At 62.1% G+C, this 17,868-nt stretch carries 20 protein-coding genes and 1 tRNA gene; 11 read left to right on the plus strand and 10 right to left on the minus strand.

Features of this window, described 5'->3' with window-relative positions:
- The first annotated feature begins 43 nt into the window (after window positions 1-43).
- On the plus strand, window positions 44-799 hold the full coding sequence (locus K3752_RS09625) for a 3-hydroxyacyl-CoA dehydrogenase (RefSeq protein ID WP_170580774.1): 756 nt from the start codon (window positions 44-46) through the stop codon (window positions 797-799).
- 111 nt (window positions 800-910) lie between these two features.
- Here K3752_RS09625 and K3752_RS09630 read toward each other — a convergent pair whose 3' ends face one another.
- The 3 genes from K3752_RS09630 to K3752_RS09640 form a co-directional block, all read right to left on the minus strand.
- Window positions 911-2,719, minus strand: a complete 1,809-nt coding sequence (locus K3752_RS09630) for an ABC-F family ATP-binding cassette domain-containing protein (protein WP_260063117.1) — start codon at window positions 2,717-2,719, stop codon at window positions 911-913.
- 69 nt (window positions 2,720-2,788) lie between these two features.
- Window positions 2,789-3,529 (minus strand): GNAT family N-acetyltransferase, encoded by a 741-nt coding sequence (locus tag K3752_RS09635; protein ID WP_260063118.1) that lies wholly within the window; start codon window positions 3,527-3,529, stop codon window positions 2,789-2,791.
- Between the two features lie 98 nt (window positions 3,530-3,627).
- A complete protein-coding gene (locus K3752_RS09640) occupies window positions 3,628-4,101 on the minus strand; it encodes an outer membrane protein assembly factor BamE (protein ID WP_093962985.1) in 474 nt (157 codons plus the stop codon).
- Between the two features lie 83 nt (window positions 4,102-4,184).
- Between K3752_RS09640 and K3752_RS09645 the strand changes: the two genes are divergently transcribed.
- From K3752_RS09645 to K3752_RS09680, 8 genes are all read left to right on the plus strand, one after another.
- On the plus strand, window positions 4,185-4,721 hold the full coding sequence (locus K3752_RS09645; protein WP_260063119.1) for a DUF177 domain-containing protein: 537 nt from the start codon (window positions 4,185-4,187) through the stop codon (window positions 4,719-4,721).
- A gap of 205 nt (window positions 4,722-4,926) precedes the next feature.
- The gene (gene rpmF / locus K3752_RS09650; RefSeq protein ID WP_093962313.1) at window positions 4,927-5,133 is read left to right on the plus strand and encodes a 50S ribosomal protein L32; all 207 of its coding nucleotides are present in this window, start codon (window positions 4,927-4,929) and stop codon (window positions 5,131-5,133) included.
- Between the two features lie 24 nt (window positions 5,134-5,157).
- On the plus strand, window positions 5,158-6,243 hold the full coding sequence (gene plsX / locus K3752_RS09655) for a phosphate acyltransferase PlsX (RefSeq protein ID WP_170366205.1): 1,086 nt from the start codon (window positions 5,158-5,160) through the stop codon (window positions 6,241-6,243).
- A 23-nt stretch (window positions 6,244-6,266) separates the two neighbouring features.
- Complete coding sequence (locus tag K3752_RS09660; protein WP_260063120.1) at window positions 6,267-7,238, plus strand: beta-ketoacyl-ACP synthase III; 972 nt, start codon at window positions 6,267-6,269, stop codon at window positions 7,236-7,238.
- 96 nt (window positions 7,239-7,334) lie between these two features.
- A complete protein-coding gene (ihfA, locus tag K3752_RS09665) occupies window positions 7,335-7,637 on the plus strand; it encodes an integration host factor subunit alpha (protein ID WP_093962316.1) in 303 nt (100 codons plus the stop codon).
- 18 nt (window positions 7,638-7,655) lie between these two features.
- The gene (locus tag K3752_RS09670; RefSeq protein WP_260063121.1) at window positions 7,656-8,270 is read left to right on the plus strand and encodes a MerR family transcriptional regulator; all 615 of its coding nucleotides are present in this window, start codon (window positions 7,656-7,658) and stop codon (window positions 8,268-8,270) included.
- 61 nt (window positions 8,271-8,331) lie between these two features.
- Window positions 8,332-8,408 (plus strand) — tRNA-Pro (locus tag K3752_RS09675).
- Window positions 8,409-8,469: 61 nt separating this feature from the next.
- Window positions 8,470-9,549, plus strand: coding sequence for a 2'-deoxycytidine 5'-triphosphate deaminase (locus K3752_RS09680; RefSeq protein ID WP_260063122.1), 1,080 nt, complete (start codon window positions 8,470-8,472; stop codon window positions 9,547-9,549).
- Between the two features lie 3 nt (window positions 9,550-9,552).
- On the opposite strand, the gene K3752_RS09685 is transcribed toward K3752_RS09680, so the two are convergent.
- From K3752_RS09685 to K3752_RS09715, 7 genes are all read right to left on the minus strand, one after another.
- On the minus strand, window positions 9,553-9,792 hold the full coding sequence (locus tag K3752_RS09685; RefSeq protein WP_170587063.1) for a hypothetical protein: 240 nt from the start codon (window positions 9,790-9,792) through the stop codon (window positions 9,553-9,555).
- Window positions 9,793-9,855: 63 nt separating this feature from the next.
- Entirely contained in the window at window positions 9,856-10,515 is a 660-nt protein-coding gene (scpB, locus tag K3752_RS09690) for an SMC-Scp complex subunit ScpB (RefSeq protein ID WP_170587066.1), read from the minus strand.
- Window positions 10,508-11,302: a ScpA family protein gene (locus tag K3752_RS09695; RefSeq protein ID WP_093962321.1), complete on the minus strand. Its 795-nt coding sequence runs from the start codon at window positions 11,300-11,302 to the stop codon at window positions 10,508-10,510. Before K3752_RS09695 ends, scpB begins: the two co-directional genes overlap by 8 nt.
- Window positions 11,292-12,299, minus strand: a complete 1,008-nt coding sequence (nagZ, locus tag K3752_RS09700; RefSeq protein WP_260063123.1) for a beta-N-acetylhexosaminidase — start codon at window positions 12,297-12,299, stop codon at window positions 11,292-11,294. The genes K3752_RS09695 and nagZ overlap by 11 nt, the downstream gene beginning before the upstream one ends.
- Complete coding sequence (locus K3752_RS09705) at window positions 12,296-13,357, minus strand: SPOR domain-containing protein (RefSeq protein WP_260063124.1); 1,062 nt, start codon at window positions 13,355-13,357, stop codon at window positions 12,296-12,298. The genes nagZ and K3752_RS09705 overlap by 4 nt, the downstream gene beginning before the upstream one ends.
- Window positions 13,358-13,445: 88 nt before the next feature.
- Window positions 13,446-15,191 carry an arginine--tRNA ligase gene (gene argS, locus K3752_RS09710; protein WP_260063125.1) on the minus strand — a complete coding sequence of 582 codons (1,746 nt, stop codon included), beginning with the start codon at window positions 15,189-15,191 and terminating at the stop codon, window positions 13,446-13,448.
- A gap of 95 nt (window positions 15,192-15,286) precedes the next feature.
- Complete coding sequence (locus K3752_RS09715; RefSeq protein WP_260063126.1) at window positions 15,287-16,444, minus strand: deoxyguanosinetriphosphate triphosphohydrolase; 1,158 nt, start codon at window positions 16,442-16,444, stop codon at window positions 15,287-15,289.
- A gap of 76 nt (window positions 16,445-16,520) precedes the next feature.
- Here K3752_RS09715 and K3752_RS09720 point away from each other — a divergent pair, with 76 nt between their 5' ends.
- Both K3752_RS09720 and xth read left to right on the plus strand, forming a co-directional pair.
- On the plus strand, window positions 16,521-16,844 hold the full coding sequence (locus K3752_RS09720) for an iron-sulfur cluster assembly accessory protein (protein ID WP_093962326.1): 324 nt from the start codon (window positions 16,521-16,523) through the stop codon (window positions 16,842-16,844).
- A gap of 242 nt (window positions 16,845-17,086) precedes the next feature.
- Window positions 17,087-17,866 (plus strand): exodeoxyribonuclease III, encoded by a 780-nt coding sequence (xth, locus tag K3752_RS09725; protein ID WP_170338208.1) that lies wholly within the window; start codon window positions 17,087-17,089, stop codon window positions 17,864-17,866.
- Window positions 17,867-17,868: the final 2 nt, after the last annotated feature.

Genomic DNA, 17,868 nt, shown 5'->3' on the forward strand with positions numbered 1-17,868 from the left:
GATTATTTGAACAAACGTTCAGATCACTGGGGAGGAGCCCGCCATGCAATTGTCCACCACCGCCGCCGTCATCACCGGCGGCGCCTCGGGCCTCGGAGAGGCCACCGCCCGTTACTTTGCCGAGAACGGCGCGCAGGTCACCATCCTGGACCGCGATGCCGAGCGCGGCACCCAGGTCGCGGCCGAGATCGGCGGACATTTTGCCCAGACTGACGTGACGGACGAGGCGTCGGTGGCCGCGGCCATTGCGCTGGCGATGGACAAGATGGGCAAGATCACCGCCTGCGTGAACTGTGCCGGCATCGCCTATGGCATCAAGACCGTCGGCAAGGACGGCCCGCACCCGCTGGACGCCTTCCAGCGCACCATCGACATCAACCTGGTGGGCACCTTCAACGTGTCGCGTCTGGCCGCGGTCGAAATGGCCAAGAACGCGCCCGAGTCGGATGGAGCGCGTGGCGTGATCATCAACACCGCCTCGATTGCCGCGTTTGACGGACAGAAAGGTCAGGCGGCCTATGCGGCGTCCAAGGGCGGTGTCGTGGGCATGACCCTGCCGATGGCGCGCGATCTGGCCTCGACCGGAATCCGGGTTATGACCATCGCGCCCGGCATCTTCATGACTCCGATGCTGGCCGGCCTGCCCGAAGAGGTGCAGCAGCAGCTTGCCGCCGACGTGCCGAACCCCGCCCGCCTGGGTGACCCGCGCGAATACGGCCGGCTGGCCGGGTTCATCGTCGAGATGGGCTATCTGAACGGCGAAGTCATCCGCATCGACGGCGCCCTGCGAATGCGCTGACCCTTACTGACGGTTTCCGGCCCGGTCGATCGGCGTCAGGGCCGGCCATTTTGGTTTTGTACAAAACGGAAGATCCCCGGCTCCGGGCCGGTACAATACAGACGAATTGGCTCAGCCCGCCTCGGCCTTTTCTTCCAGTTCCAGCCATTCCTCCTCGGCAGCGGCCAGCTTCTTCTGCCGCTCGACAAGGGCCTCGGTCGCCTTCTGGAACTTCACCGGCTCGCGGGTGAACAGCTCGGGGTCCGACATCAGCTCCTCCAGCTTGGCGATCTCGGCTTCCAGCCGCGCGATCTCGGCGGGCAGCTTCTCCAGCCGGTGCTTTTCGGAAAAGGACAGGCCGGTTTTCGGCTTGGATTCTTGCTTGACCTTCGGCTTGTTCTCTTTTGATTTCTCAGGCTTTTTCTCGGCCAATTCGCCACGCTGCGCGACATAGTCCGACCAGCCGCCCGCATAGACGGTCGCGCGGCCGTTGCCCTCCATGGCGATCGTAGTGGTCGCCACACGATCCAGGAAATCCCGGTCGTGACTGACCAGCAGCACGGTGCCGTCATAGTCGTCCAGCAGTTCCTGCAACAGGTCCAGTGTCTCGACATCCAGGTCGTTGGTCGGTTCGTCCAGCACCAGCAGGTTCGACGGTTTCGCCATAAGCTTGGCCAGCAGCAACCGCGCTTTTTCGCCGCCCGACAAGGACTTGACGGCCGCTCTTGCCTGCCGCTCGTCGAACAGGAATTCCTTGAGGTACCCCACCACATGCTTGGGCTGGCCGCGCACCATCACCTGATCGGCCTTGCCCGTGACTCGCATCTCGGGGTCGCCGGTCAGGCTGTCCCACAGGGTCATCTCGGGGTCCAGCTGCGCGCGGGTCTGGTCGAAGACCGCGATCTCCAAATTGGTGCCCAGTGTCACCGACCCCTCGTCCGGCTCCACTTCGCCCAGCAGCATCTTCAGAACCGTTGTCTTGCCCACGCCGTTCGGGCCGACAAAGGCCACCCGGTCGCCGCGCTGTACCAGCAGGTCCAGGTTGCGCACGATGGGCGTGCCGTCGAACGCCTTGCTGACACCGCGCGCCTCGATCACCTTGCGCCCGGATTTCGGACCGGATTCCAAAGACATGGCCGCCGAGCCCTGACGCTTGATCTGCGCGGCGCGTTCGGCCCGCAAAGCCTGCAAGGCGCGCACCCGGCCCTGGTTGCGCTTGCGGCGGGCACTGATCCCTTCGACCGCCCAGCGGGATTCGGATTTGATCAGCCGGTCCAGCTTGTGGCGTTGCTGATCTTCCTCTTCCCAGATCTTGTCGCGCCAGGCCTCGAAGGCCTCGAACCCCTGCTCCTGTCGGCGCACCACACCGCGGTCGATCCACAGTGTTGCCCGGGTCAGCGCCCGCAGGAACGCGCGGTCATGCGAGATCAGGACAAAACCCGCCCGTGTCGCGCCCAGTTCACGTTCAAGCCAGCCGATGGCCTCGATGTCCAGATGGTTGGTCGGCTCGTCCAGCAGCATCAGGTCGGGGGCCTCGGCCATCAGCTTGGCCAGCGCCGCGCGCCGCCGTTCGCCGCCCGAGGCGGTCTGAACCGCGCGCGAGGGATCGAATTTCAGCCCCTCGCCGGCCCGTTCCACCTTGTACAGCTCACCTGGTTCCAGCCCGCTGGCCGCATAATCGCCCAGCGTGGCAAATCCCTCCATCGTCGGGTCCTGCTCCATGTAACCCACGGATTTGCCGGGCGGCACGACAATGTCGCCCCGGTCCGGTTCGAACAGACCGGCCATGACCTTCATCAGGGTGGATTTGCCCGAGCCGTTCCGCCCGACCAGCGCAACGCGGTCGCCGGGCTGAACCACCAGGTCCAGATCGGAAAACACCGGCTCGCCCCCGAAGGTCAGCGAGATACCGGACATCTGCAACAAAGGAATACGTGCCATAAGCGCCAGCTAAACCGGCAGGCATTGGGCGTCAACGCCCCAACCTCACCTTTTGCCAGCAGCGCGGCTTCAGCCCGCGATCATCCGCAAGAGGCGTTTCCGTGCCGCGGGAATCGCGCCGATCTCGACGCCGGTGAAGACATGCAGCGTGTTCAGCTGGCGGTCCACCACCGCATGATCGCTGACCCAGCCACCCATCATAAGATAAGTACGCAGCAACGGCGGCATTCGCAGCATGGCCTTTCTGGCATCCGGGCGCCGCCGCAGCCGCGCGGCAAAGCGGAACACGTCCGGCGCCTTGACCCGCGGCAACCAGCGTTTGGGCGCAAGGTGGCGATGTTTGAGCATCGCGAAGGCATCCAGGTATTCCGCAGTCTCAGTTCCTGCGAAGGACGAGCATCCAAACAGCAACTGGACCCCATTGCGGTCGACAAAGGCCGTCATCGCGCCCCAGGCCACCCTCAGGATATCGGGGTCCGTCCAATCGGGATGGATGCAGAACCGCCCCATTTCCACCATGCGCCCATCAAAGCTCTGCAAAGCGGAAAGGTCATAGAACTGGGCCGAATAACTCCGGCTGATTTCGCTGCCGCTGTCCATGACCAGCATCCGGAAACAGCAGACCAACTGGCCACCTGCCTGCGAATCCTCGACCAGAACATGGGCGCAGGTAACGTCGAAGTCGTCCCGATCCGTCTCGGCTGTTCGGAATGCAAGTGTACGAAGATTCTGGGCCACCCGCACGTCCTCGGGACACCGCGCCAGGCGCGCGCGGAAGCGGCCTTTGTCCAACAAAATATCATCGGCCATGGTCGCATCCTCCACGGTTTCTCACCGATTGCGATCTGCCTGATCCCATGCACCAATAGTGTGACCGCCGTGTGAAGCTTTCAACCGGCGGCCGGAAATTAGCTGGCCCCCGGGATGTTCGACGGGCTGAATTGGCCGATGTTGCCCAGCAGCTGCCGCAGGAAGCCTTTGTCCTGAACACTGGAGTCCGTCACACGGCGATCCAGCACGATGACATAGCCGTCTTCGAGACCGAATTTTTCGATATTGCGGACGACGCCACGCTGGTCAAAGCTGATCGCCACCAATTCGCGCGAGACGACCTCGGGGCGTTTGGGGCCATAGTGGCGAACGCGCGACGCCACATAGTAGAAACCCGAATCCTTCAACACACCTGACGAGCTGGGCGCGCCAGCCTTTTCCAGAACCGTGTCGCGGGTATCGACGCCAACCTTGATCTCGGCCAGCTCTTCCGGGGTGGGGATATAGCCGTGCTTCTTGTAGACCGGGGTACAGGCAACAGCGGTGGCCAGAACAAGCGTGCAGGCAACCGCCCTGGACGCCGGTTTCAGCCTGTTCAGTACTTTCAACATGTTCACCCTCTTGCCTTGGTCCCTTGCGGCTTCTATCCGATTACAGAAACCCATGCCCCGGTTCAACACAGGAAAGGGTCACAATGTCCGACCTCTCAACATTGCGCGTCGCCGATCTGCCTCAAAACAGCCCGACCGCGTTCGAATTGCGCCCCCCTTCTCGGCAACTCGAGGAAATTCGTGATGCGTTGGGCCTGCTCGGGCTGCGCAAGCTGAGTTTTGTCGGCGAGCTGCGCGCGCAGGGCAAGCGTGATTGGGTGTTGACCGCCAAGCTGGGCGCGACCGTCATTCAGCCCTGCGTGGTGACGCTGGACCCGGTCACGACCCGGATCGAGGCCCCGGTGCGGCGCATTTTCCTGGCCAATTGGACCGAACCGGACGAACCCGAGTTCGAAATGCCCGAAGATGACGAGACCGAAGCCTTGGGCCCGGAAATCGATCTGGACCAGGTGATGCGCGAGGCATTGTCCCTTGCGTTACCCCAATACCCCCGGAAAGACGGTGCACATCTGGGCGACGCGAACTATACCGAACCGGGCAAACAGGCGATGACCGACGAGGATGCCAAACCCTTTGCCGGGCTGGCGTCCCTGCGTGACGCACTGAAAAAAGACGAGTGACAGGGGATCGATTTCCTGTCATAGCAGGCGCTCAGAAAAATCGCTTGAACATGTCGAGAATCGCAGTATTTTCGCGCGCTCATCGGAATTTGGGTTGGACATCGCGGGGCTTGTTCCCTAAACGCACGTCACACCACGAGAAAACGAAGAATGAAACCCGGCCTGCAGCGAATCTGCTGGCCCTTAGTAGACAAAGGTTGAGACCATGGCCGTCCAACAGAACAAAGTTTCCAAGTCGCGTCGCAACAACCGCCGCGCACACGACGCTCTGGTTGCTGCAAACCCGAACGAATGCGCGAACTGCGGCGAGCTGAAGCGCCCGCACCACGTTTGCGCAGCATGCGGCCACTATGACGATCGTGAAGTCGTCGCTCAGGCCGACGACATCGACCTGGACGAAGACGCGGCCTAAGCCTGATTGAACGCAGGTTCTGGCATGACAGCGCAGCCCACGCAGACCGGAAAGATCATCATCTCGGTTGACGCAATGGGCGGGGATTCAGGTCCCGGCGTGGTCGTGGCTGGAATCGCGAAGTCAGCAAAGAAGAACCCCGAGGTCGGATTTCTTCTGCACGGCCCGAAAGATGTGCTGAGCAAGCTTGTATCGAAACGGCGTGTCCTTGACGGACGCGTCGTTTTTCGTGATTGCCCGGACGTGGTCACGATGCAGGACAAGCCCAGCCAGGTGGTGCGCAGCGGCAAGAACACCTCGATGTGGTCGGCGCTGGAATCGGTGCGTCAGGGCGAGGCCCATGGTGCCGTCTCCTGCGGCAATACCGGCGCGCTGATGGCGCTGTCGATGATGCGGCTGCGCAAACTGCCCGGGGTGAACCGCCCCGCCATCGCGATTCTGTGGCCATCCCGCAACCCTCAGGGCTTCAACGTCATGCTGGACGTGGGCGCGGATGTGCGGGCCGACGCCAAGGATCTGCTGCAGTTCGCATTGATGGGCGCCTCTTATGCGCGCAACGGCATGGAACTGACCCGCCCGCGTATCGGGCTGCTGAACGTTGGCACCGAAGAGCACAAGGGCCGCGCCGAACTCAAGGAAGCCCATGCCCTGATCACCGAATTCGCGGATCAGGCAAACTTTGATTTCGTGGGCTTCGTGGAAGGCAGCGACATTCCAGGCGACAAGGCGGATGTCATTGTTACGGATGGGTTTACCGGAAACGTCGCCATCAAGACCGGCGAAGGCACGGCCAGCCTGATCGGCGACCTGCTGCGCGAGGCCTTCAAGTATTCACCCCTATCGCGCCTGGCCTCGGTTCTGGCCATCACCTCGCTGCAGCGATTGAAAAAACGCATCGACCCGCGCCGCGTGAACGGCGGGGTCTTTCTTGGCCTGAACGGCACTGTCATCAAATCCCACGGAGGCGCCGACGCCACCGGCGTGTCTGCCGCGATCAAGCTGGCTTTCACCCTGGCCAAGTCCGGCTTTGCGGAAAAATTGGCAGCACGGGTTGCATCCACGGCTGAGCTTGAACAAGATGCGGCGCAATCTGCGCTGCAGACCAAATAAGAACAAAGAAGGCAGTACCCCAGATGGCAGGCCGTTCAGTCGTTGTAGGTGTCGGACATTACCTGCCCAAGCGGGTGGTTCCGAACTCCGAATTCGAAAAGACGCTTGATACGACCGATGAATGGATTCGCACCCGTTCTGGTATCGAGCGTCGGCACTTTGCGGCCGAAGATGAAACCACGTCCGACCTGGCAACCTATGCGGCCAAAGCCGCTCTGCAGGACGCCGGCCTTACAGCCGATGACATTGACGCAATCGTTCTGGCGACCTCGACCGCGGATCTGACGTTCCCGTCGGCCGCCACCATGGTTCAAGCCAATCTGGGCATGACCCAAGGGTTTGCCTTTGATGTTCAGGCCGTCTGCGCCGGTTTCGTGTTTGCGCTGAGTAACGCCAACGCCCTGATCCTTTCGGGTCAGGCCAAGCGGGTGCTGGTGATCGGCGCTGAAACTTTTTCGCGGATCATGGACTGGACCGACAGATCGACCTGCGTGTTGTTCGGGGATGGGGCCGGTGCCCTCGTGCTCGAGGCGCAGGACGGTGCCGGAACAAGCGATGATCGGGGTATCCTGTCCACGGATCTGCATTCGGACGGACGTTACAAGGACCTTCTGTACGTGGACGGCGGGGTGTCGACGCAATCGACAGGCCATCTTCGGATGCAGGGCAACCAGGTGTTCCGCCATGCGGTCGAAAAGCTCACCGCCACGGCAACCACCGCGCTAGACCGCGCGGGACTGACAAGCGGCGACGTCGATTGGATCGTCCCGCATCAGGCCAATATCCGCATCATCCAAGGCACTGCCAAAAAGCTGCAACTGCCCATGGATCACGTCGTGGTGACCGTTCAGGACCACGGCAACACATCGGCCGCCTCGATTCCCCTAGCCCTGTCGGTGGGCAAGGAACGGGGCCAGATCAAGCAAGGTGATTTGATCGTGACCGAGGCGATTGGCGGCGGTTTGGCATGGGGCTCGGTGGTCCTGCGCTGGTAACCGGCGCATTCCGGCTTACACAGCCGCCCGCAATTCATTGATATTGACAGCGAATTTGCGCTACCCCTATGCTCGAAAATCAATAGGGGAAATGTCATGGGCGATAATACACTGACGCGAATGGATCTGAGCGAAGCCGTGTTTCGCGAAGTTGGGCTGTCACGCAACGAAAGTGCACAGCTTGTCGAAAGCATTCTGAACCACATGTCGGACGCGCTGGTGCGTGGCGAACAGGTCAAGATTTCGTCCTTTGGCACTTTCAGCGTTCGTGACAAATCGGCCCGTATTGGACGCAACCCAAAAACCGGTGAAGAGGTTCCGATCCAGCCGCGCCGCGTGCTGACTTTCCGCCCGTCGCATCTGATGAAGGATCGCGTCGCCGCCGGGAATCGCAAGTAAACCCGGGGCCAGGAGGATATGAGCAAGTCACCCGACGCGTTTCGCACCATCAGTGAAGTTGCGGATTGGCTCGGTGTTCAAGCCCATGTCCTGCGATTCTGGGAAAGCCGGTTTGCACAGGTCAAACCAGTCAAGCGGGCTGGCGGTCGCCGTTACTACCGCCCCAACGACATGCGCCTGCTGGGCGGCATCAAGAAGCTGCTGCACGAGGACGGCATCACGATAAAAGGCGTTCAACGCATTCTGAGGGAACAGGGCGTGGCCCATGTGGCGGCGCTGTCCCCCGACATCGATGTCAGCGCAGAATCACCACAGACGCCGCAGGACGTGGTGGTATCCTTTCCGCCCAAATCGACCGGTCAGCAAATCGACCTCGATCTGCAGTCCGACACTGATGGTCCCGGGTCGCCAGAGCCTCAGGAAACACCCAGTTCCCCAGACCCCGAGCCGACGCCCGCGCCCGCTGCGGTCAACGGGGACGACGGCATCAGCCCTGCCCCGCTGTTCGGCGGCATCGCTTCCAAAGCTTGGCAGACGACAGATTTTGACGCTGAGGCGCTGCGCCAGATCGCCCCGATCGCGAGGGACCTCAGGGCATGGCTCAGCCGGGTCGAAGGTCAAAAGGCGGGATAAGAAGAAAGGCAATGTTTTCCTCTTGCCCCTGCCGGGAAAATCATTATGAACAGCCCAACGTCGGGCTATGGCGCAGCCTGGTAGCGCGTCCGTCTGGGGGACGGAAGGTCGCAGGTTCGAGTCCTGCTAGCCCGACCAAATCACACCGACGTTTATGGCAGACAGGCCAGATCCCGCTCTGGCATCAGGGGGGATCGGAATGACAGGTGTATGCCCGAACCAGCAAATTGAGGCGATGATCGCGCGCGATGAGATCTCCGCCGAGCCGGCCATTCTGCCCGCTCAGATCCAGCCCGCCAGCCTTGATCTTCGTTTGGGAACAGTCGCTTACCGCGTCCGTGCGTCATTTCTGGCGGGCGAAGGGCGTTCGGTGTCCGAACGGCTGGCCGAGTTCGAGATGCACCGGATCGACATCACCGACGGCGCGGTTCTCGAAAAAGGTTGTGTCTACCTTGTGCCCCTGATGGAAGCGTTGTCCCTGCCCGGTGACGTGACCGCTGTCGCCAACGCCAAAAGCTCGACCGGGCGTCTGGACCTTCTGACCCGTACCATCACCGATGGCGGAACCGAGTTCGACCGGGTGCCCGCAGGCTATTCTGGGCCCCTCTACGCCGAAATCTGCCCGCGGTCCTTTTCTGTTCTGGTGCGTCCGGGCATGCGGCTGAACCAGATCCGTTTCCGGCAAGGCCAGGCGGTTTTGTCCGATGCAGACCTGACCGCTCTGCATGCGGAATCACCATTGGTCGATGGTCCGGCCGTCATTCAGGACGGTCTGGGGTTTTCGGTCGACCTGCGCCTGCCCAACACTGACCTTGTTGGCTATCGCGCGAAACCGCATACCGGCGTGATCGACCTTGACCGGATCGGCGAATACGACCCACAGGAATACTGGGAAGAGGTGCGTACCAAGGACGGACGGATCATTCTGGATCCGGGCGCATTCTATATCCTGGTCAGCCGAGAGGCGGTTCACATCCCACCGATGTACGCGGCCGAAATGGCGCCCTATCTGGCGATGGTGGGCGAATTCCGGGTGCACTACGCGGGCTTTTTCGATCCGGGCTTCGGTCATGCCGAAGCCGGAGGCGCCGGTTCACGTGGAGTTCTGGAAGTTCGCTGTCACGAAGCGCCCTTCGTACTGGAGCATGGACAGGTCGTCGGGCGGCTGGTCTACGAGCGTATGGCCGAGATGCCGACACAGCTGTACGGCGCAGGAATTGCTTCGAACTATCAGGGCCAAGGCCTGAAATTGTCGAAGCATTTCAAGTCCGCACAGTAAACCTCAGAACCGCATGAACCGCCGCATCTGGCGGGTCAGCTGCTTGGCCTGTTTCATGCTGGGACTCTGTCCGCCCGCACTTTGCGCCATGCGCCGGTCGGTCTGAGGACCGCGCGGTTGGCTCTGTTGGCCCGACTTGCGGGTCGCACGATCGGCAAGGTCAAAACCTTTGTCGACACCGCGCGTGACCAGCCTGCGCATGACTTGCCGAACGATCATGTCGATGATGCGGTTTGCGTTCATTTCGGTCTCCGTTCCTCTGCGCAGAACCTAGCGGCGATAAGCGCCGACAAAAGGGCGGCGCAATCAATCTTCCTCGAACAGTTCGGACTGATCTTCGTCACCCGTGTCATCTTCGTTAGCCTCGCCGATCGGCATCGCCCCCGGCGGCGGCCGGTTTTCCAGCAAGCCAGCAGCGCGCAGTTCCTTAAGGCCCGGCAAGTCACGCGCGCTTTCCAGACCGAAATGGTCCAGGAATTGAGGCGTTACGACAAAGGTCACCGGACGGCCCGGCGTCATGCGGCGACGGCCCAGCCGGATCCACTCCATCTCCAGCAGCTGGTCGATGGTTCCCCGCGACACGGACACGCCGCGGATTTCTTCGATCTCGGCGCGGGTGCAGGGCTGATGATAGGCCACGATCGCCAGGGTCTCGATGGCGGCGCGGCTCAGCTTGCGGGTCTCGACCGTTTCCTTCTGCATCAGGAAGCCCAGATCGGGGGCCGTGCGGATGGCCCACGCCTCACCCACTTTGACCACGCGGACCCCGCGCCCTTCATAACGTTTCTGCAGCAGTTCCAGCGCTTGCGCGGCGTCGCAGCCATGCGGCATCCGCGCCTCAAGATCGGCCACTGTCACCGGCTCAGCGCTGGCGAACATTACCGCCTCGACCATACGCTCCTGCTCAGCCAGCGGAGGCGCTTCGAACAGGGTGCCGGTGCCGTCGTCTTCGGGGGCGTCAGTCACGTTTGTCAGTCCTTCTGCGCAGTTGGATCGGAGCAAAGGTCTCGCTTTGCTTGATCTCCATATGTCCTTCCTTGACCAGTTCCAGCGAGGCCGCAAACGTCGCCGCCGTGGCCGAGCGCCGCCGCACCGGGTCAACGTCCCATCCGTCGGGGAGGTAGGTTTCCATGTCGGTCCAGGTTCCGGCAAATCCGATCAGCGGGCGCATCCGTTCCAGCGCCTGCTCCATCGTGAAAACGGCGTCGCGGTCCATCACGAAGGGCCGGAACTCGTCGCGGGTGCGGATGCGGGCATAGCCCTGCATCAGGTCCAGCAAGGTCGCGGAATAAGTGACCGTGCGGATGCGGGTGACATCCTCGCCCTGCCCGCGCCTGAAGAAATCGCGCCCGAGTTGGTCGCGCGCCATCAGGCGCGCCGCCGCGTCGCGCATCGCCTGCAGGCGTTCCAGCTGAAAGGCCAGGTGAGCGGCCAGTTCCTCGCCCGTCGGCCCCTCTTCGTCGGGGTCGGGCGGCAGCAACAGCCGGGATTTCAGAAAGGCCAGCCACGCGGCCATCACCAGGTAGTCGGCGGCCAGTTCGATCCGCAGGGCGCGGGCCCGTTCGACAAAGGCCAGATATTGCTGCGCCAGCGCCAGAACCGAGATCTTGCGCAGATCGACCTTTTGCGTCCGCGACAGGGTCAGCAGAACGTCCAGCGGGCCTTCAAACCCGTCGACGTCCACGATCAGCGCCTCTGCGGCCAGCCGATCGGCGACCGAAACCGGGTCTTCGCTGAAAAGGTTATCCGTCATATACCTGCCCGCCCATCAGACGGGATAGTTCCGTCTCGGCGGCACGGATGTCAAGTTCCTCGGGCGATTGCCGCTGTGCCAGCGCCTTGTCTGCGCGGGCTTGTGCCACCTCGGACATCTCGCCCGCAGCTTCCATGACCGCCGCCCTGTCGGCAAGCGAGCCGTTGCAGTGCAGCACAACATCGCATCCTGCGGCCAGCGCCTGACGTGACAGGTCGGCCAAAGACCCGCTGAGCGCCTTCATCGAGATGTCGTCGGTCATGATCAGGCCATCAAACCCGATCTGATCCCGGATCACAGCCATCATCTGCGGAGAGATCGTTGCCGGTCGTTCATCGAGCTGCTCAAAGACCAAATGGGCTGTCATGCCCATCGGCAGGTCGTTCAAGGCGCGAAACGGGGCAAAATCGGTCTGCAACAGATCGACCAACGGCGCATTGACGTGTGGCAGATCGAAATGGCTGTCCAAGGTCGCCCGCCCGTGGCCGGGAATATGCTTGACGATGGGCAACACGCCACCGTCCAAATGACCCTGCGCAACAGCCCGGCCGATTTTTGCGACCGTCGAAGCATCGCCACCGTAGCACCGGTTGCGCAAAAACGCGTGGGTGTCCGGACGCGCCAGATCCACCATTGGTGCGCAGTTGCTGTCGATGCCCATGGAATAAAGTTCGTGCGCGATCAGGCGGTACCGCAGGTACATGGCCCGCTCGGCATGGTCGCCGGCACGTTCCGCATGATCCAAAGGGGGCATCCATTGCCGCGCAAGTGGCGCGCGCAAACGTTGGACCCGTCCGCCCTCTTGGTCGATGGTGATCGGACAGTTTCGGCCGACAGCCTCGCGAAAGTCGTCACACAAGGCACGGACCTGATCCGCGGTTTCGATATTGCGGGCAAACAGAATGAACCCGAACGGGTTCATTTGGCGAAACAACGCCTTTTCTTCGGGTGTCAATCGCAGCCCGGCCGCATCCGTGATCGTGGCGCCGAACCTCACCGCACGGCGACCGGGATACAGTCAGCATCCTGTGCGACCAGGGCGGCGCAGAACTGGCGCGAGTCGCTCAGGTCATCGAACCCCAGGACCCGCAGACGATAAAACGTGCGGCCTCCGCTTGAGGTTTTCTGGATAACCCTCTGCTTTCCATCCATATATTCGCCAAATCGCCGATACAGCCTGTCCCATTCGGCCTGCGCGACCTCGGGGCTTTCAAACGCACCCAGCTGCGCCAGCCGGGTACCTTTGGTCAAGGTGTTCGGGTCGACATCCAACCCTACTGCGGCCTTGACCGCGGCGTTGATCGCGTCTTCGTTGACTGCAGGGCGTACAGCCGAAGCCGCGCGCGCGGGGCGGCGGAGCGGACGCAGAGACCGGCGCACGCCCGGCAGGGCCGCGATTTCGGGATCCGGCAGCTGAGCGGCGAGATCGGCCGGATCAATGGCTGGCTCGTCATCGGCCAAGTTCAGGGATGCAAGCTGCACCCCCGCTTCGGTCTGCGGTGTCTCAACGGCAGGCGCGCCGGACAGTTCCGCCACCACGGTGTCAACTGCGCCTTGACGCAGTTCGGCCGCTTCCTGGTTCGAGATTTCTTGTTCGACAACATGCACGGCGGGGGTCGGCTTCAGCTCGCCCATCGCTACGTCTTCATCCGTCAGGGAAACGGGCCGCGGCGCAAGGATCAACCGGTCGGCCGGAGGCGCGGCGGTCCCAACCGCCGCAACTGCATTGACCGCAAGACCCTGGTGATCGGCGGGTGTGCCCCCGGGAGTTTCCGGCTGCACCCGCATCGGCCCCTCGGCCGCGCGTACGACCGGTACGCCGCTCACATCTCGCATGACCAGCTTGTACCCCCAGATCGCGACGCCAGCGACAAGCGCCAGAGACGCGGCAGCACCCAGCAGGTTGACGAGCCGCCCGAGGCCCGCGCCTGCCGGCGCACCCTCTGCCTGGTCCATCATGTCGTCGGGATATTCATACCCATCTTCGGGGTGGAACTGATTCGAGTAATGCGCGTGCTCGGGGCTGGTCTGCCCCGAGAAATCGTAACTGGTCATATCCGCCTCACTGCCCGTTTCGCGCCTGAAATTGGGGCGCGCGGGTCATTTCTTGCCTACCTCGGGCCGGCGGTTCGGGCAGTGTTGGTTACCGCATCTCCTGCGCCGGCGTGACACCAAGAATACCCAAGCCTGCTGAAATCACAACAGAAACGGCCCGGGCCAGCGCGATTTTTGCCTGGCTTGTTGCCGCGTCACCATCTTGCAGGAAGCGCAGCGACATTTCTTCGTTGCCCTTGTTCCACAACGCATGAAAATCCCCTGCAAGTTCATATAGATAGAAGGCAACCCGATGTGGTTCATTGGTACGCGCAGCGATCTCGACCAGCCGTGGCCATTCGGCCAGCTTTTTGGCAACAACCAACTCGGCCGCGTGGTCGATCTTGCTCAGATCGGCAGCTTTGAGGGTCGCGTCGTCCGCGGCAATGCCCGCTTCGGCGGCACGGCGCAGCACGCTCATGACCCGGGCATGGGCGTATTGCACGTAGAACACGGGGTTCTCGCGGCTCTGCTCAAGCACCTTGTCGAAATCGAAGTCCAGCGGCGCATCGTTCTTGCGGGTCAGCATCACGAACCGGGTCACGTCCGGGCCGACCTGGTCGACCACATCACGCAGAGTGACGAAATTGCCGGCCCGCTTGGACATCTTGAACGGCTCACCGTTTTTCCACAGTTTCACCAACTGGGTCAGCTTGATGTCCAGCGGCACCTTGCCGTCTGACAGGGCCGAAACGGCGGCCTTCATCCGCTTGACGTAACCACCGTGATCTGCGCCGAACACGTCGATCAGCGCGTCGAATCCGCGGCTCACCTTGTCGTAATGATAAGCGATGTCCGGAGCAAAATAGGTCCAGCTGCCGTCGGATTTCTTGACAGGGCGATCCACATCGTCGCCATGTGCGGTGGACTTGAACAGGGTTTGCTCGCGCGGCTCCCAGTCTTCGGGGGTCTTACCCTTGGGCGGCTCAAGAACGCCTTCATAGATAAGACCCTTGTCGCTGAGCGACTTCAGTGCAGCCTCGATCTTGCCGGTTCCGTACAGCGACTTCTCCGAGAAGAACACGTCCATCTCGACGCCCAGCGCCTTCAGATCGGCGCGGATCAGATCCATCATCGCATCGGTTGCGAAAACGCGGACCTCCGCGAGCCATTCGCTTTCAGGCTTGTCCAGCAAGCTGTCGCCGTATTTTTCCTTCAGCGCCTCACCGATCGGGATCAGGTAGTCGCCCGGGTAAAGGCCTTCGGCGATCTCCGGGCTCAGGCCGTTGGCCTCGCGGTACCGCTCGAACGCGGACCGGGCCAATACATCCACCTGCGCACCGCCATCGTTGATGTAGTATTCACGGGTCACGTCGTGGCCGGAATAGGCCAACAGGCTGGCCAGCGCGTCGCCGAACACCGCGCCACGCGTGTGGCCCACATGCAGCGGTCCCGTGGGGTTGGCCGAGACGTATTCCACGTTCACCTTCAACCCCTGCCCCATGTTCGAGCGACCATAGTCCGTGCCCTGTTCCAACACCGCACCCAGAACGCCCTGCCAGACCGACGGAGCGAGCCGCAGGTTGAGAAAGCCCGGACCTGCAACCTCGGCACTCGTGATCCGCTCATCGGCGGCCAGTTTCGCGGCCAGCGCATCGGCAATGTCACGCGGCTTCATCTTGGCCGGCTTGGCCAACACCATCGCGGCATTGGTCGCCATGTCTCCATGGGCGGCGTCGCGCGGGGGTTCGACCGCAACGTTGTCAAAGCTCAGCCCCTCGGGCAGCGCGCCTTCGGACTGCATCTGCGTCAGCGCGTCCAGAACAAGGCCGCGGATCTCGGAGAACAGGTTCATTTCGGATGTCCTTTTGCTTGCGCAGCGGTTTACCACGCAAGGCGGCAAGGTCAATGCGGGCAAGCGGTCCAAACCAGCATTCGCAGCATGCAGCCCTAAACCTGCGGGGGCTGCGTGCCGGTCAGGCGGGCATGATCCTGCAAGGCAAACCGATCGGTCATGCCCGCAATATAGTCTGATACGATCCGGGCCAGCGCGGTCTCGTCCGGCGCCGCTTCGATATCCGAATGCCAATGCCGAGGCATCTGGCGCGGGTCGCTCAGATAGATCGGGAACAGCTCCTCGACTACGCGACTGACCTTGGCGCGCACCTCCATGACGCTGGGCGCCCGGTACATGCGGGTGAACAGAAACGCCCGGATATCGTTGAGCTGCGCCCAAAGATCATCCGAGAAGCGGATGACAGAAGCCCCGAGGTGACGAACATCTTCGACTGTTTGCGCGCCCGATCTCTCCAGAACCTCGCGCGAGGTGTCGATTACATCCGAAACCATTACGCCGAACACCCGCCTCAGCGCCTCGTGACGACGCCGGTAGAAATCCAACCCGGGGTACTTGCGATCCACCTCGGCATAACACTCCCGGACAATCGGCAATTGGGCGATCTCGTCGTCGGTAAAAAGTCCGGCCCGCAGGCCGTCGAACAGGTCATGATTGTTGTAGGCGATGTCGTCGGACAGTGCCGCAACCTGCGCCTCTGCGCTGGCATGGGTGTGCAGTTCAAGGTCAAAATCGGCATTGCACTCGGCCAGCGCCCAGGGCAGCTCGCCCGTAACCGGGCCGTTGTGCTTGGCGATGCCCTCAAGGCATTCCCATGTCAGGTTGCACCCGTCGAAATCCGCGTAATGCTGTTCCAGCTTGGTGACGATGCGGATCGCTTGAGCGTTGTGGTCGAAGCCCCCGTAGGGCGCCATCAGCGCATGCAGAGCGTCCTCGCCGGTATGGCCAAACGGCGTGTGGCCCAGATCATGCGCCAGGGCCACGGCCTCGGTCAGCTCGGGGTTCAGCCCCAATGCCCCCGAGATCGTGCGCGCGACCTGCGCCACCTCGATCGAATGGGTCAGGCGCGTGCGATAGCTGTCGCCCTCATGCTCGACAAAAACCTGTGTCTTGTGCTTAAGACGTCGGAACGCGCTGGCGTGTATGATCCTGTCCCGGTCCCGCTGAAAGCACGACCGGAAACTGCTTTCTTCCTCTGGCACCAGCCGCCCGCGCGCCCGGCCCGGATCGGCAGCAAATCCTGCTCGCTCCAATGGTCTTGTCCTTGTCGCCTGTCTCCAGGGTTTCTATATTGTAGACCAACGAGGAAATAAACCTTTGGAGCATGGCATGAATCTGCCTCCGAGAGTCACAGAACGCGCCTTCGAGAGGCTTGCCGAGATCGGCGCCGCCGACAACGGCAAGGCCCTGCGCATCGCCGTAGAAGGCGGAGGGTGTTCAGGCTTTCAGTACGAAATCGCATTGGACGAGCCCAAGGACGATGATCTGGTGCTGGAAGGCAAAGGCCAGAAGGTTGTCGTCGACGAAATATCTCTGCCGTTCCTGGAAAATGCGACGATTGATTTCACGCAAGAACTGATCGGCGCCCGGTTCGTGATCGACAACCCCAACGCAACCTCTTCCTGTGGGTGCGGCACGTCTTTTTCGATGTGATCAATCGTGGGGGCGTTGCGCCCACATCCTCTGGATATCTTCATGATCTGCAGGAGCGCCCGATGTCCTTCGACGCGGCCGTAGCGTGCGGTTGACCGTGTTTGGCCCCGCGCCAACTGGGCCAGTTCTCATCGCGTCATCCGTCCCCAAACGCCCCCGGTGCCCGCGGCAGACCTGACTGCCACCTTGTGATGGCCTCCGTTCTGGGCGATAGGTTTCGGCAGAGCTTCGGAGGGACCGGGATGAAAATCGCAACATTCAACATCAACGGCATCAAGGCGCGGGCCGAGGCTCTGCCCCGCTGGTTGGACGAAGCCCAGCCCGATGTGGTCCTGCTGCAGGAAATCAAATCCGTCGACGAAAACTTTCCCCGCGAGATCTTTGAGGAACGCGGGTACAACGTCGAAACCCATGGTCAGAAAAGCTTCAACGGCGTGGCGATACTTTCGAAGTATCCGCTCGAAGACGTCTCGCGCGGGCTGCCTGGGGATGAAGAGGACGAGCAGGCGCGATGGATCGAAGCAACCGTCATCGGCAAGCGGGCGCTGCGGATTTGCGGGCTTTATCTTCCCAACGGGAACCCTGCTCCGGGGCCGAAATTCGACTACAAGCTTGCCTGGATGGAACGGCTGTACGAGCGCGCCCGCGATCTTCTGGCCACGGAAGAGCCGGCCCTCATGGCCGGGGACTACAACATCATTCCGCAAGCCGAGGACGCGAAACGCCCGGAGGCCTGGCGCGAAGACGCCCTGTTTCGGCCGGAAAGCCGCGCGGCGTTTCGCAAGGTTCTGAACCTTGGCTTCACCGAAGCATTCCGTGCGCGGACGCAAGGCCCGGGCCACTATTCGTTCTGGGATTATCAGGCCGGCGCGTGGAACCGGAATGACGGCATTCGCATTGACCACTTCCTTCTGACACCACAAGCGGCGGACCTGATGCGCGATTGCCAGATCGACGCCGCAGTGCGCGGACATGAAAAACCGTCCGATCACGTCCCTGTTTGGGTGGACCTCGACATCTGACT

The organism is Ruegeria sp. B32, assembly GCF_025141855.1.
GTDB classification, from domain to species: domain Bacteria; phylum Pseudomonadota; class Alphaproteobacteria; order Rhodobacterales; family Rhodobacteraceae; genus Ruegeria; species Ruegeria arenilitoris.

Excerpts from the sequence above, each read along its gene's own strand:
- ihfA (WP_093962316.1), top strand. The coding sequence starts at position 7,335 with ATGGGCGATAATACACTGACGCGAATGGATCTGAGCGAAGCCGTGTTT.
- K3752_RS09705 (WP_260063124.1), bottom strand. The coding sequence starts at position 13,357 with ATGACCAGTTACGATTTCTCGGGGCAGACCAGCCCCGAGCACGCGCAT.
- K3752_RS09695 (WP_093962321.1), bottom strand. The coding sequence starts at position 11,302 with ATGACGGATAACCTTTTCAGCGAAGACCCGGTTTCGGTCGCCGATCGG.
- K3752_RS09670 (WP_260063121.1), top strand. The coding sequence starts at position 7,656 with ATGAGCAAGTCACCCGACGCGTTTCGCACCATCAGTGAAGTTGCGGAT.
- K3752_RS09625 (WP_170580774.1), top strand. The coding sequence starts at position 44 with ATGCAATTGTCCACCACCGCCGCCGTCATCACCGGCGGCGCCTCGGGC.
- K3752_RS09685 (WP_170587063.1), bottom strand. The coding sequence starts at position 9,792 with ATGAACGCAAACCGCATCATCGACATGATCGTTCGGCAAGTCATGCGC.
- xth (WP_170338208.1), top strand. The coding sequence starts at position 17,087 with ATGAAAATCGCAACATTCAACATCAACGGCATCAAGGCGCGGGCCGAG.
- rpmF (WP_093962313.1), top strand. The coding sequence starts at position 4,927 with ATGGCCGTCCAACAGAACAAAGTTTCCAAGTCGCGTCGCAACAACCGC.
- K3752_RS09660 (WP_260063120.1), top strand. The coding sequence starts at position 6,267 with ATGGCAGGCCGTTCAGTCGTTGTAGGTGTCGGACATTACCTGCCCAAG.
- K3752_RS09640 (WP_093962985.1), bottom strand. The coding sequence starts at position 4,101 with ATGTTGAAAGTACTGAACAGGCTGAAACCGGCGTCCAGGGCGGTTGCC.
- K3752_RS09680 (WP_260063122.1), top strand. The coding sequence starts at position 8,470 with ATGACAGGTGTATGCCCGAACCAGCAAATTGAGGCGATGATCGCGCGC.
- K3752_RS09720 (WP_093962326.1), top strand. The coding sequence starts at position 16,521 with ATGAATCTGCCTCCGAGAGTCACAGAACGCGCCTTCGAGAGGCTTGCC.
- argS (WP_260063125.1), bottom strand. The coding sequence starts at position 15,191 with ATGAACCTGTTCTCCGAGATCCGCGGCCTTGTTCTGGACGCGCTGACG.
- plsX (WP_170366205.1), top strand. The coding sequence starts at position 5,158 with ATGACAGCGCAGCCCACGCAGACCGGAAAGATCATCATCTCGGTTGAC.
- K3752_RS09635 (WP_260063118.1), bottom strand. The coding sequence starts at position 3,529 with ATGGCCGATGATATTTTGTTGGACAAAGGCCGCTTCCGCGCGCGCCTG.
- K3752_RS09645 (WP_260063119.1), top strand. The coding sequence starts at position 4,185 with ATGTCCGACCTCTCAACATTGCGCGTCGCCGATCTGCCTCAAAACAGC.
- K3752_RS09630 (WP_260063117.1), bottom strand. The coding sequence starts at position 2,719 with ATGGCACGTATTCCTTTGTTGCAGATGTCCGGTATCTCGCTGACCTTC.